Source organism: Kitasatospora sp. NPDC101108, from assembly GCF_055584725.1.
On the sequence record NZ_JBVJLM010000012.1, the window covers coordinates 240,073 to 252,089 of the forward strand.

Consider the following 12,017-nt stretch of genomic DNA (forward strand, 5'->3'; position numbering starts at 1 on the left):
GTACGGAGCGGCGCCCACCCCCGGTTCGGGGGGTGGGCGCCGCTCCGCTTTGTGCGCGGTGTCGGTGTGACCTGGTAGTACTTGGGAGCGATGAGCAGCACAGGGGAGAACGGGGCCGCCGAGCCGGAGCAGCTGGCGTTCATCCGGGAGACGGTCAAGCGGGCCAAACCCCGGACGTGGAAGGGCGCCAAGCGGGCGGAGCACCTGCCGGTGGCCCGGGTCGTGGTGGACAAGGGCGTGCTCACCATCGACAAGTTCTTCGACTACGAGGTGCCGGCCGCCATGGCCGAGGAGGCCCGGCCCGGGGCGCGGGTGCGGGTGCGCTTCGGGGCGCGGGTGGTCAAGGGCCAGCGCGAGGGCGGGGAACTGCACGACGGGTTCATCGTCGCCCGGCTGGAGAAGAGCGACTTCGCGGGCCCGCTCGCGCCGCTCGCCCAGGTGCTCTCGCCCGAGCCGGTGCTCTCACCCCAGCTGCTCCGGCTGTGCCGCACCGTCGCCGACCGGTACGCCGGGACCCTGGCGGACGTGCTGCAACTGGCCGTACCGCCCCGGCACGCCAAGGCCGAGGCCGAGCCCTCGCCGCCGCCGCTGCCGCGCCCCCAGGCCCCGGCGCCCGGCGGCTGGCAGCGCTACCCGGCCGGACCCGACTTCCTCACCGCGCTGGCGGCCGGCGGCTCGCCGCGCGCGGTGTGGGCGGCGCTGCCCGGGCCCGGCTGGCCGTACGAGATCGCCCGGGCCGTGGCGGCGACGCTCGCGGGCGGGCGCGGCGCGCTGGTCGTGCTGCCCGACCGGCGGTCGGTGGCCCGGGTCGACCAGGCGCTGACCGAACTGCTCGGACCGGGCCTGCACGTGGCGCTGGAGGCCGAGCTCGGCCCGCGCGAGCGCTACCGGCGCTGGCTCGCGGTCAGCCGCGGCTCGGTGCACGCCGCCATCGGGACCAGGGCCACCATGTTCGCGCCGGTGCGCGACCTCGGGCTGGTCGTGGTCTGGTCCGACGGCGACAGCAGCCACAGCGACCCGCGCGCCCCGCACCCGCACGTGCGAGAGGTCGCGCTGCTGCGCGCCGCCGAGGAGGGCGCCGCGGTGCTGCTCGGCGGGCACGCGGTGACGGTGGAGGGCGCGCAACTGGTCAGCACCGGCTGGGCGCGGCCGCTGGTCGCCGACCGGGAGACCGTCCGGCAGGTCGCCCCCAGGGTGCGCACCGTCACCGACCAGGACCAGCACCGGGACGCCGCCGCCCAGGCCGCCCGGCTGCCCTCGGTGGCCTGGGAGGCCGCCCGGGAGTCGCTGGCGGCCGGGCACCCGGTGCTCATCCAGGTGCCCCGGCGCGGCTACGTACCGCGGCTGGCCTGCGGGCGCTGCCGCACCCCGGCCCGCTGCCGGCGCTGCGAGGGGCCGCTGGAGGCGCCCTCGGCGGACGCCTCGCTGCGCTGCGGCTGGTGCGGGGAGGCGGAGAACGACTGGCACTGCCCCGAGTGCGGCTCCTTCCGGCTGCGGGCGCAGGTGGTCGGGGCCCGGCGCACGGCGGAGGAACTCGGCAAGGCCTTCCCGCGGATCCCGGTGCGGACCTCGGGCCGGGACGCGGTGCTGGACACGGTGCCGGACGAGCCCTCGCTGGTGATCTCCACCCCCGGCGCCGAGCCGGTGGTCGAGGGCGGCGGTGGGTACGGGGCCGTACTGCTGCTGGACGGCTGGGCGCTGCTCAGCCGGCCCGACCTGCGGGCCGGGGAGGAGACGCTGCGGCTCTGGCTGGCGGCGGCCGCACTCGCCCGGCCGTCCGGGGAGGGCGGGACGGTGGTGGTGGTCGCCGAGCCGTCGGCCCGGCCGGTGCAGGCGCTGGTGCGCTGGGACCCGTTGGGGCACGCCGGACTGGAACGGGACGAGCGGGCGCAGCTGCACTTCCCGCCGGTGTCGCGGATGGCCTCGGTGAGCGGCAGCCCGGCGGCCGTCGCCGACCTGCTGAACCTGATCCGGCTGCCGGAGGGCGCGGACGTGCTCGGGCCGGTGCCGGCGCCCGCGCTGCGGGGGGAGGAGCAGGAGCGGGCGCTGCTGCGGGTGGCGCCCGGGCAGGGGGCCGCGCTGGCGGCGGCGCTCAAGGCGGCGCAGATCGCGCGGATCGCGCTGCGGACGCCGGAGGCGGTGCGGGTGCGGGTGGATCCGACGGACATCGGGTGAGGTCGCCGGGGGCGGGGTGAGTGGGCCACCCCGCCCCGGGACGGCCCGTCGTGGCGGGGTCGGTCAGCCGCGGAGGGGGAGGTTGGTGCGGTCCGGCTGCGGGCGGTCGAGGGCGGTTCGGTCGATGGTGCTGCGGTCGAGGGCGGTTCGGTCGAGGGTGCTGCGGTCGATGCCCGTTCGGTCGATGGTGCTGCGGTCGATCGGGGTGCGGTCGAGGGAGTTGCGCTCCAGGGCGGCGCGGTCCAGGCCGCCCTGGCGGGCGGCGGGCACGGTGGCGGCCAGGCCGCTGCGTTCGGCGGGCGCGGGGATCTCCTCGGAGCGGTCCGGGCGGCTGGGGCCCGGGACGGCGCCGCTGGCGGCGAGGAGTTCGCTGGTCGGGCGGCGCATGCCGTAACGGCGGTGCACGGCCTGCTTGGTGACCCCGAGGGCGGAGCCCACCGAGTCCCAGGAGAAGCCCAGCGCGCGGTCGAACTCGACCGCCGCCGCCACCAGGGTCTCCACGCTCTCCCGCAGCTCCTGCGCCAGGCGCACGGTCGGCGCGGGCGCCCGGCCGTACACCACGAAACCGGCCGAGGTGCTCGGGCGGCGCGGTCGGTACACGTTGCCCAGCTGGGCGGTGAGCGTCCGCAGCGCGTCGACCTGGCGCCTCACCCGCTCGATGTCCCGCACCAGCAGGTGCAGGCTCGCCCGCGCCCGGGCGTCGTGGTTGATCTGCTCGGCCATGGCCTACGTGCCACCTTCCGTACGGTTCAGCTCGGCCGGAGCTCGGTGTCCCGTGCGCCCGGCCCCGGTCAATCTCTCTTGACCAACGCCGAAGCGGGGGCCGGGGTAACGCGGCCCGGCGACTCGGGATATGCCAGAAGCGGGTGCGGGTGCCGTGGGGAGGCGGTGCCGTCGTCGCCGGGAGGCGGTTCGGGCGGGCGAGGACGACCCGTCGGAGCGCCCGGGGGAGTTGCATAGACTTGCGGGGAACCAGTCGTTGCCCGAAAACCCGTGCCCTCGCGGACAGGAGCCCGTACCCCGTGGCGATCCAGCCGATCCGTCTCTTCGGAGACCCCGTCCTGCGGGCCACCGCCCAGCCGGTGACCACCTTCGACAAGGAACTGCGCAACCTGGTCAGCGACCTCACCGACACCATGCTGAACGCCCCCGGCGCCGGCCTCGCCGCACCCCAACTCGGCGTCTCGCTGCGGGTGTTCACGTACCACGTGGACGGCGTCACCGGGCACCTGATCAACCCGGACCTGTCGCTCAGCGAGGACGAGCAGGAGGGCCCGGAGGGCTGCCTCTCGCTGCCCGGGCTGCGTTACGACACCAGGCGCGCCTACGGCGTGGTGGCCAAGGGCTTCAACATGTACGGCGATCCGGTCACGGTGGAGGGCACCCAACTGCTCGCCCGGTGCATCCAGCACGAGACCGACCACCTGGACGGCATCATCTTCATCGACCGGCTCGACCGGGAGCAGCGCAAGGCCGCGCTGAAGGCGATCCGGGAGAGCGACTGGGGCGCCGGTCCGGCGCCGGTCGTCAAGATATCGCCGCACAGCACCTTCGGCTCGGCGCGCTGAGTCCGTCCTCCGGTCCTCGTCTCCCCGTCCTCCGCTCCTCCGCTCTCCGCTCTCCGCTCCTTCGTTCTTCGTTCGCGGATTTGTTCGCGCGACTTGTTTGCGGATTTGTTCGCAGATTCGTTTGCAGAAAGGCACTTGATGCGTCTCGTCTTCGCCGGCACCCCCGAGGTCGCCGTTCCCGCCCTGGACGCGCTGATCGCCTCCGACCGGCACGAGGTCGTCGCGGTGGTCACCCGCCCCGACGCCCCCGCCGGGCGCGGGCGCAAGCTGGTCGCCAGCCCCGTCGCCCAGCGCGCCGAGGAGGCCGGGATCGAGGTCCTCAAGCCGGCGAAGCCCAGCGACCCGGACTTCGTCGCCCGGCTCACCGAACTCGCCCCCGACTGCTGCCCGGTGGTCGCCTACGGCGCGCTGCTGCGCCCCGGCACCCTGGAGATCCCGGTGCACGGCTGGGTCAACCTGCACTTCTCGCTGCTGCCCGCCTGGCGCGGCGCGGCCCCGGTCCAGCACTCGGTGCTGGCCGGCGACGAGGTCACCGGCGCGTCCACCTTCCTGATCGAACAGGGCCTGGACTCCGGCCCGGTCTACGGCGTGATCACCGAGGAGATCCGCCCGAGCGACACCAGCGGCGAACTGCTCACCCGGCTCTCGCTCTCGGGCGCCCGGCTGCTCGTGGCCACCATGGACGGCATCGAGGACGGCTCGCTGCACGCCGTGCCGCAGCCGACCGAGGGCGTCACCCTCGCGCCGAAGATCAGCGTCGAGGACGCGCGGATCGAGTGGAACCACCCGGCGCTGCGGATCGACCGGGTGGTGCGCGGCTGCGCGCCGGCACCGGGCGCGTGGACGGAGTTCCGGGGCGAGCGGCTGAAGGTCACCGGGCCGGTCAAGCTGCTGCCGGACACCGCCGAGCTGGCACCGGGCGAGGTCGCGATGGTCGGCAAGAACAGCGTGCGGGTCGGCACCGGGAGCCACGACATCGAGCTGGGCGAGGTGCGTCCGCAGGGGAAGAAGGAGATGCGGGCGGCCGACTGGGCGCGCGGGGCGCGGCTGGAGGCGGGGGAGCGCTTCGGGGCGTGAGCGCCGCCCGGCGGAGGTTCGGGACGGCCCCATGGGGCTGACCGCCGGGTTTGGCGTTACTGTTCGTTCGAGATCTTCTGATAACCATCGCAGCACTTTGAGGCACTTGTGAGCACCCCCAGTACCCGTGGCAACTCCGGCGCGTCCGGCAACTCCGGCGCGGCTGGCGCCAAGCGTGCGCCGCGTCCGCACCGGCGGCCGAAGAAGGACCCGGCGCGGATCGTGGCGTTCCGCGCCCTCCGCGCCGTCGACGAGCGGGACGCGTACGCCAACCTGATCCTGCCGTCCCTGCTGCGCGAGGCCGAGCAGAAGGGCATGGACCGGCGCGACGCCGCCCTCGCCACCGAGCTCGTCTACGGCACTCTGCGCCTGCAGGGCACCTACGACGCGATCATCGCGGCCTGCATCGACCGGCCGCTGAGCAAGGTCGACCCGCCGGTGCTGGACGTCCTCTCGCTCGGCGCCCACCAGCTGCTCACCACCCGCATCCCCAGCCACGCGGCCGTCTCGGCGACCGTCGAGCTGGCCCGGGTGGTGCTCGGCGACGGCAAGGCCAAGTTCGTCAACGCCGTGCTGCGCCGGATCAGCGCCCACGACCTGGACGGCTGGATCGAGCAGGTCGCCCCGCCGTACGACAAGGACGCCGAGGACCACCTGGCCGTCGTGCACTCCCACCCGCGCTGGGTGGTCTCCGCGCTCTGGGACTCGCTCGGCCGCTGGCAGCCGGACGCCTCCGGGCGCACCGCGATGGAGGAACTGCTGCGGGCCGACAACGAGCGGCCCGAGGTCACCCTGGTCGCCCGGCCCGGCCGGGCCACCGTCGGCGAACTGGCCGACGCCCTGCCGGAGGCCGCGCCCGGGCGCTGGTCCCCGTTCGCGCTGCGGCTCGCCGAGGGCGGCGACCCGGGCGCGCTGACCGCCGTCCGGGAGAACCGGGCGGGCGTGCAGGACGAGGGCAGCCAGCTGGTCGCGCTCGCCCTGGCCGCGGCGCCGCTGGAGGGCCCGGACCGGCTCTGGCTGGACGGCTGCGCCGGACCGGGCGGCAAGGCCGCGCTGCTCGGCGCGCTGGCCGCCGAGCGCGGCGCGGGGCTGGTCGCGAGCGAGAAGCAGCCGCACCGGGCCCGGCTGGTGGCGCGGGCGCTGGAGGGCAACCCCGGCCCTTACACGGTGATCGCGGCCGACGGGACGCGCCCGGCCTGGCGCTCCGGCGGCTTCGACCGGGTGCTGGTGGACGTGCCGTGCTCCGGCCTGGGCGCGCTGCGGCGCCGTCCGGAGGCCCGTTGGCGGCGCCGGCCGGCCGACGTCGCGGCCTTCGGGCCGCTCCAGCGCGACCTGCTGCGTTCGGCGATCGAGGCCACCCGCGTCGGCGGCGTGGTCGGCTACGCGACCTGCTCACCGCACCTCGCCGAGACCCGGGCGGTCGTCGACGACGTGCTGCGCGGCGAGGGCGGCCGGGTCGAGTGGATCGACGCGCGGCCGCTGCTGCCCGGCGTGCCCGCGCTCGGGGACGGCCCGGACGTGCAGCTGTGGCCGCACCTGCACGGCACGGACGCGATGTACCTGGCGCTGCTGCGGCGCACGGCCTGAGGATGGGTTTGCGCCTCCCGTAGGGGGAGGCGGCAGGGTGGTGGGCATGAACGGCGATGCGCTCCCCACGACCGGTCCGCTCCTCACCATCGGGGAGCTGGCCCGGCGGACCGGGCTGACGGTGAAGACCGTCCGGTTCTACTCGGACCAGGGGATCGTGTCGCCGGCCGACCGCAACCCGGCCGGCCACCGGCAGTACGGCGTGGACGCCGTCGCACGCCTGGAACTGGTGCGCACCCTGCGCGAACTCGGCCTCGGACTGCCCGAGGTCCGGCAGGTGCTGGAGCGCGAAAGCGGGCTGTCCGAGATCGCGGCGGCGCACGCCGCGGCGCTCGACGTCCGGATCCGGGTGCTGCGGCTGCGGCAGGCGGTGCTGCGGACGGTGGCCGCGCGTGGGGCTACCGCAGAGGAGCTGACGCTCGTGCACCGCCTGGCCCGCTTGACGGAGGACGAACGGGGGCGCCTGGTCGGGGAGTTCCTTGCGGAGGTGTTCGGCTCGGATGCTCCCGGGGACGGTCGGTTCGGAGGGGACGGTCGGTTCGGAAGGGGCGGCCGGGTTGGAGGAGGCGATCGGTTCGAAGGGGTCGCCCGGTCGCTGACGCCGGAGCTTCCGGAGGAGCCGTCGGGCGAACAGGTCGAGGCCTGGGTGGAGCTGGCGCTACTGGCCGAGGACACCGGCTTCCGTGCGTTGCTGCGGGGGTTGGCGGAGGACGAGGCCAGGGAGGCGGCCGGCGCGAGCTCTGTTCCCCGGCCCGGACTGGCCGCACTGGTCCGGGAGTTGGCCGGTCCGGCGGTTGCGTCCGGCGTGGCGCCGGAATCGGCGGAGGCGGCGCGGGTGGGCGACGTGCTGCTGGAGCGGTACGCCCGGCTGCTGGGTGCGGCCGGGGTCGGGGTGGGCGGGGCGGTGCTGCGGGTTCGGTTGGCGGGGCGGCTGAGGGCCATGGCGGACCCCCGACGGGAGCGGTACCTCACGCCGTTGGCGGTGGTCAACGGCTGGGCGGCGCCGGAGAGTTCGGCCGAGGTGCTGGAGTGGGCGGTGCGAGCCGTGGGCTGAGGTGGCTCGGCGGCCTGCCGTCGGGCGTCTACGGCCGGCGGGGCGGCGGGCCGGGGCAGTTGGTGAGGAACGCGTGGGCCTGGGCGCGGAGGTGGTCGACCGGAGGGTCCTCGCAGATCACCTCCAGACCGAGCCCGGTGGCCTGGCCCAGGTGGTGGTACGACTGGTAGGCCAGGTACGGGCGGTGGTCGTCGGTGGGGTCCAGCCCGACGGCGAAGGTCGCGAAGTGGGTGCGCTCCTTCTCGGTGCGGGCGAACTCCGTCCGGGAGAGTTCCCATTCGCACTCGTACGGCTCGGGGTCGGAGGGCAGGTCGAGCAGGGCCTGGGCCAGTCGGCGGACCTCGTCCGGGCCGGCGAAGGGCAGCGACTCCGACCAGAGCGGTGCGGCGGCGAGCAGTTCCCAGTCGGAGCCGTTGTGGCGGACGGTCAGTTCCCACTCGCCGTCCTGATCGCGCCAGTGGCAACTGAGGATCGGATCCATGGTGGTCAACCTCCCTGTGGAGTCCGGCCGTTACGCTCTCTCCTCATCGTGGCACACCCGGTGGCCGCGGGGAGCCCGGCGTGGACCGCCCACTCGGCCAAGCCCGGTGGGAGGGCGGCGAGCGGATAGGCGTGGTGGGCCGGCTTGTCCTCCAGGGACGGGGGTGGGCGTACAGCTCTCCGGTGGGGGCGAGGAGGGAGGGCACTCGGTCACGGGTGGGGCTGCTGCGGTGGGCAGGGGGCAGGGGGGCAGTCTTCACCGGGGGACGCGGCGGGCGCGCGGGGATACCCAGGTGGGCGGGTCAGTCAGTCGGTGCGCTCGGAGGTGCCGTCGGGCGTGCTTTCGGGCGTGCTCTCGGCGGGGGTGGGGGTGCTCTCGGCGGGGGCCGGGTGCCACGGGCGGCCGGGGCGGGTCCGGACGGGGGCGGAGGTGAGGCGCAGGGCGTAGACCTCGCGGTCCGGCGCCGGGGAGGGGACCGGGCCGAGGTACTCGTGGCCGGTCAGGTGGCACCAGGCGGGCAGGTCGAGCGGGGCGGCGGGGTCGGTGGTGTGGATGTGGACCACCGCGCCGGCCGGGAGGTGGGCGATCTGCGCGCGCAGGCGGAGCAGGAGTTGGACGCAGAGCAGGCCGGTGCCGTCGACGGTGAGGTCGGGGGCGGTGGGCTCGGGGGCGGTGCTGTCGGGGGCGGTGCTGTCAGGGGTGGTCATCGGGGGGTCTCCTGGGTGATGCGCCGGAGGCGGCGGGGCAGTTCGCCCTCCTCAAAGGGGTGGGCTCAGATGTCGCCCCCGTGGCCGGTGCCGGCGCCGTAGCGGGCGTCGCCGGTGCCGAGTTCCAGCAGCTGGTCGGCGTCGGCGGTGGCGAAGGCCCGGACGGCGTGGCGCGCGGGGCCGGACGGCTGCTCGTCGTACAGGCCCGGGTCGGCGCGGTAGGTCTGTTGCGGCCGGTGCGCGTGCGGGACGTCCGCGAGGGCGGGCTCCCGGCGGTGCGACGCGGCGGGCGTCGGGCCGGGGGTGCGGGTCATGGTGCTGCCTTCGCGGGGTGTGCCGTGGTGCGGGTGATGCTGGGGGTGCCGGTGATGCTGGGCGTGCCGGTGGTGCGGTGGTGCGGGTTCAGCCTAGGGGGTGGGGTGGCGCGAGGAGTTGGGTGGGGTGGGACCGGTCACGGCCTCGGGAGGTGGCGGTGTTCGGGGGCGGTGCCGCCGAGGCGGGTGAGCAGGGCGGACAGCTGGGTGAGGTCCTCGCTGCTCCACTGCTCGCGGGCGAAGTGGTCGGCGGCGATCTGCCGGGCGGTGCGCAGCATCTCGGCCAGTCGGTCGCGACCGGTCGGGGTGAGGGCGGCGTAGGCGACCCGGGCGTCGCGGGCGGCGGCCTCGCGGGTCACCAGGCCGATCCGCTCCAGCGGGGCGAGGCCTCGGGTGACGCCGGAGGCGGTGAGGCCGAGGGCCTCGGCGAGGTCGACCCGGCGCATCCGGCCGCCGGGAGCCTGGGCGAGGTGCAGGAGCAGGGTGAAGTCGGACAGGCTCACGCCGTGCAGGCTGCTGAGGCCCGCGTCGAAGCGCTTGACCACGGCCGTCTGCGCTCGGACCAGGCGCAGGGCGGTGTCGAGCGGGTCGGGGCGGGAGTCGCTCGTGGGGCTGTTCGCCGGGATTGTCATTGCCACCTCCTTGACTGCTCAAGTATATGCACGGGCGGAGCCGTCAAGGAGGTGGCGGGGGAGGGGGGTCGGTCAGTTGGTGGCGGAGCCGTTGGCGGCGCGGCGCTGCCGCTTGCCGAGGGGCGCCTGGGAGAGGTCCTCGGCCTGGGAGCGGAGGTTCTTGTAGCCGTAGCCACGGTCGGCCAGCCAGGACTGAGCGGCCTGCTCGGCCCGCTCGGTGGCCTCCAGGATGTCCTCCTCCGCCTCGCCCTCGTCGAGGAAGCGGAAAGTGAACGCGGCGCGGGCGTTGAGGTCGTAGCTGAGGTGGCCCTCGCGGGTGAAGGCGGCGCGCAGTACCTCGTGTTCGGGTGCGGCCGCGAGGAGTTCGGCGCGCTGCTCGTCGTTGAGGCCGTCGAAGACGCCGCGCACCATGATGCGGAAGGTTCGGGTGGTCATGCTCAGACGATAGGCAGGAGGGACGGTGGACCGCCAATGCGATTTCGCGGGCGGGACGCGCCCGGCGGACGGGGGTGGGACGGGTCTTCCGGATCACGCCGGGCGGCCGTGATCCGAAAGACCCGCCCTGGCTCGACGGCCGGGCGCCGGGCGCCGGGCGAGCGGGGTGAGGGGGCCGGCCCCTTTGTGGTCGGCCTCAGCGGGCGAAGGGTCCGAAGGTGGTCGCGGCCAGGCGGAGGGCTGGGGCCGGAGCTCCGGCGCCGATTCCGACGGAGTAGACCAGGCGCTTGCGCCCGTCCGCAGTGGCGAAGATTCCGTCGGAGTAGCCGAGGTCGTGCCCGGTCTTGCCCCAGAGCGTCGTGCCGTCCTGCAGCGGGATGGCCAGCAGTCCGACGCTGTAGCAGGCCTTGCCCTTGTCGGGCCCCAACTGGCAGTCGTCGGAGCCGTGGTAGGGCAGCAGCTCTCCTGAGGTGTCGCGCGGGAGGGTGAGCAGGTCGTGCAGCTGCTGCGGCGGCAGGAGTTCACCGTCGAGCAGGGCACGCAGGAAGCGGTCCAGGTCGGCCGGGGTGGAGACCATCGACTCGGGGTTGCCGCCCTGTTCGGAGACGTCGGTCGGGGTGTTGGAGTCGTCGGGGAAGTAGCCGGTCAGGTGGGGTTCGGGCATCTTCGGGGCGCCGTCGGTCAGTTCGGTGTGCCGGAGGTGGAGCGGTCCGAGGATGCGGGCTGTCACCTCCTGCTGGAGCGAGTGGCCGGTGACGCGTTCGATCAGCAGGCCGGCGAGGCGGTAGTTGAAGTTGTTGTACTGCTGCTCGGTACCGGGTGCGAAGACCGGCTTGGGCCAGGAGTCCGGGCTGCTGCCGGTGGGGCGAAGAGTGCGCTGGACGACTTCCTCGAAGGTCTCGACGCCGAATCGCTGGGCGATCAGCTCGCTGTTGGAGACGTTCCCCGGACCTTCCACGACCGGCGGCAGCCCGCTGGTGTGGTCGAGGAGTTGGCGGACGGTGATCGGCTGGTAGGCCGGGCTGCCGCCGCTGCCGCCGCTGCCGCCGCTGCCGCCGCTGCCGCCGCTGCCGTTGGGCAGGACGCCCGGCAGGTACTGCTGGACGGTGCCGTCCAGGTCGACCCGCTGCTCGGCGGCGAGTTGCAGCAGCACGGCGGCCACGAAGGTCTTGTTGATGCTGCCGATCCGGAAGGCGGCGTTCGGCGCTACCGGCTGACCGCTGACCGGGTCGTCGTCGGACCCTCGCCAGGTCTGGCCGTCGACCGTCACTCGGGCGATGACGCCCGCGGTGGGGTCGCCTGGTCGGGAGGCTATGGCTGCGTTCAGGGCGGCCTTGTCGGGGTCGCTGGTCGGCCTGCCGCTGCCGGCGGCCAGGGCGGGTGCGGAGGCGGCGGCGAGGAGCAGTCCGGCGAGGGCGAGGGCGGCGGGCTTGGCGATGGCCATGTGGTCTCCGAGATGGGTGGGTCGGGCGGGTGCGGAGTGGGCCGCGTTGGAGAACACATGTATGACGCTCAATCAGTTCCCTGGCGGCGGCGGGCGTGTTGACTGGTGCGGAGCATGGTTCACCTCACGGGGTTCCGGGCTGATGACCGGTTTCGGGTTCGCTCAGGGGGTGGGCGGGGGCGTCAGTTCGACGGGGTTGACGGTGAACCCACCGGCGGTGACGGGAGCGAAGGGGGCTATCGCCATGCAGGTGCCGACGACGGGTTGGTAGGGGTTGCCGTCCTTGTCGACGTCCATGTTGCCCACGCCCCAGGAGTAGCCCAGGCGGTCCAGGGTGCCACGGGCGATGCGGCCGGCACGGGCTGTACGGGCGATGCGGAACATGGTGGAGACTCCCTTCTCCGGCGGCCCCGGTGGCCGCCGTCTCGGTGACTCCAAGGCTGATCGCTGACCCACCTGATTCGGGCGCAAGCCCGGTCCTTCAGGGCCGGGATAGCCCGTGCGGCCCGAGGCGCGGAGCGTTCCGGCCTCGGGCCGCAGCGT

General features: G+C 74.7%; 12 protein-coding genes and 1 pseudogene. 5 read left to right on the forward strand and 8 right to left on the reverse strand.

The features are described from left to right. The first annotated feature begins 90 nt into the window (after positions 1–90). Positions 91–2,175, forward strand: coding sequence for a primosomal protein N' (locus tag ACZ6Z8_RS25675; RefSeq protein ID WP_465612397.1), 2,085 nt, complete (start codon positions 91–93; stop codon positions 2,173–2,175). A gap of 252 nt (positions 2,176–2,427) precedes the next feature. Here the strand turns inward: ACZ6Z8_RS25675 and ACZ6Z8_RS25680 are convergent. Beyond that, a pseudogene (locus ACZ6Z8_RS25680) lies at positions 2,428–2,898 on the reverse strand (hypothetical protein); the annotation flags it as partial. Positions 2,899–3,197: 299 nt separating this feature from the next. Between ACZ6Z8_RS25680 and def the strand changes: the two are divergent. The 4 genes from def to ACZ6Z8_RS25700 all read left to right on the forward strand — a co-directional run bounded on the left by def (position 3,198) and on the right by ACZ6Z8_RS25700 (position 7,461). Continuing rightward, a complete protein-coding gene (gene def, locus ACZ6Z8_RS25685; RefSeq protein WP_465612398.1) occupies positions 3,198–3,743 on the forward strand; it encodes a peptide deformylase in 546 nt (181 codons plus the stop codon). Between the two features lie 138 nt (positions 3,744–3,881). After that, on the forward strand, positions 3,882–4,820 hold the full coding sequence (gene fmt, locus ACZ6Z8_RS25690; RefSeq protein ID WP_465612399.1) for a methionyl-tRNA formyltransferase: 939 nt from the start codon (positions 3,882–3,884) through the stop codon (positions 4,818–4,820). Between the two features lie 108 nt (positions 4,821–4,928). Next, positions 4,929–6,407, forward strand: a complete 1,479-nt coding sequence (locus ACZ6Z8_RS25695) for an RsmB/NOP family class I SAM-dependent RNA methyltransferase (RefSeq protein WP_465612400.1) — start codon at positions 4,929–4,931, stop codon at positions 6,405–6,407. Positions 6,408–6,453: 46 nt separating this feature from the next. Then, entirely contained in the window at positions 6,454–7,461 is a 1,008-nt protein-coding gene (locus ACZ6Z8_RS25700; RefSeq protein ID WP_465612401.1) for a MerR family transcriptional regulator, read from the forward strand. A gap of 28 nt (positions 7,462–7,489) precedes the next feature. On the opposite strand, the gene ACZ6Z8_RS25705 is transcribed toward ACZ6Z8_RS25700, so the two are convergent. From ACZ6Z8_RS25705 to ACZ6Z8_RS25735, 7 genes are all read right to left on the reverse strand, one after another. Further along, complete coding sequence (locus ACZ6Z8_RS25705; protein WP_465612402.1) at positions 7,490–7,942, reverse strand: hypothetical protein; 453 nt, start codon at positions 7,940–7,942, stop codon at positions 7,490–7,492. A gap of 305 nt (positions 7,943–8,247) precedes the next feature. Then, positions 8,248–8,649, reverse strand: coding sequence for a sulfurtransferase TusA family protein (locus tag ACZ6Z8_RS25710; RefSeq protein ID WP_465612403.1), 402 nt, complete (start codon positions 8,647–8,649; stop codon positions 8,248–8,250). Between the two features lie 65 nt (positions 8,650–8,714). Beyond that, positions 8,715–8,963, reverse strand: coding sequence for a hypothetical protein (locus ACZ6Z8_RS25715; protein ID WP_465612404.1), 249 nt, complete (start codon positions 8,961–8,963; stop codon positions 8,715–8,717). Between the two features lie 137 nt (positions 8,964–9,100). Then, entirely contained in the window at positions 9,101–9,595 is a 495-nt protein-coding gene (locus ACZ6Z8_RS25720; protein WP_465612405.1) for a MarR family winged helix-turn-helix transcriptional regulator, read from the reverse strand. Positions 9,596–9,667: 72 nt separating this feature from the next. Then, a complete protein-coding gene (locus ACZ6Z8_RS25725) occupies positions 9,668–10,030 on the reverse strand; it encodes a DUF6204 family protein (RefSeq protein ID WP_465612406.1) in 363 nt (120 codons plus the stop codon). A 196-nt stretch (positions 10,031–10,226) separates the two neighbouring features. Further along, entirely contained in the window at positions 10,227–11,474 is a 1,248-nt protein-coding gene (locus tag ACZ6Z8_RS25730) for a serine hydrolase domain-containing protein (protein WP_465612407.1), read from the reverse strand. Between the two features lie 162 nt (positions 11,475–11,636). Next, positions 11,637–11,858 carry a hypothetical protein gene (locus ACZ6Z8_RS25735; protein WP_465612408.1) on the reverse strand — a complete coding sequence of 74 codons (222 nt, stop codon included), beginning with the start codon at positions 11,856–11,858 and terminating at the stop codon, positions 11,637–11,639. Positions 11,859–12,017: the final 159 nt, after the last annotated feature.

Bases quoted from the DNA above. Each gene is read 5' to 3' on its own strand.
- ACZ6Z8_RS25675 (WP_465612397.1), top strand. From the start codon at position 91: ATGAGCAGCACAGGGGAGAACGGGGCCGCCGAGCCGGAGCAGCTGGCG.
- fmt (WP_465612399.1), top strand. From the start codon at position 3,882: ATGCGTCTCGTCTTCGCCGGCACCCCCGAGGTCGCCGTTCCCGCCCTG.
- ACZ6Z8_RS25700 (WP_465612401.1), top strand. From the start codon at position 6,454: ATGAACGGCGATGCGCTCCCCACGACCGGTCCGCTCCTCACCATCGGG.
- ACZ6Z8_RS25705 (WP_465612402.1), bottom strand. From the start codon at position 7,942: ATGGATCCGATCCTCAGTTGCCACTGGCGCGATCAGGACGGCGAGTGG.
- ACZ6Z8_RS25710 (WP_465612403.1), bottom strand. From the start codon at position 8,649: ATGACCACCCCTGACAGCACCGCCCCCGACAGCACCGCCCCCGAGCCC.
- ACZ6Z8_RS25715 (WP_465612404.1), bottom strand. From the start codon at position 8,963: ATGACCCGCACCCCCGGCCCGACGCCCGCCGCGTCGCACCGCCGGGAG.
- ACZ6Z8_RS25720 (WP_465612405.1), bottom strand. From the start codon at position 9,595: ATGACAATCCCGGCGAACAGCCCCACGAGCGACTCCCGCCCCGACCCG.
- ACZ6Z8_RS25725 (WP_465612406.1), bottom strand. From the start codon at position 10,030: ATGACCACCCGAACCTTCCGCATCATGGTGCGCGGCGTCTTCGACGGC.
- ACZ6Z8_RS25730 (WP_465612407.1), bottom strand. From the start codon at position 11,474: ATGGCCATCGCCAAGCCCGCCGCCCTCGCCCTCGCCGGACTGCTCCTC.
- ACZ6Z8_RS25735 (WP_465612408.1), bottom strand. From the start codon at position 11,858: ATGTTCCGCATCGCCCGTACAGCCCGTGCCGGCCGCATCGCCCGTGGC.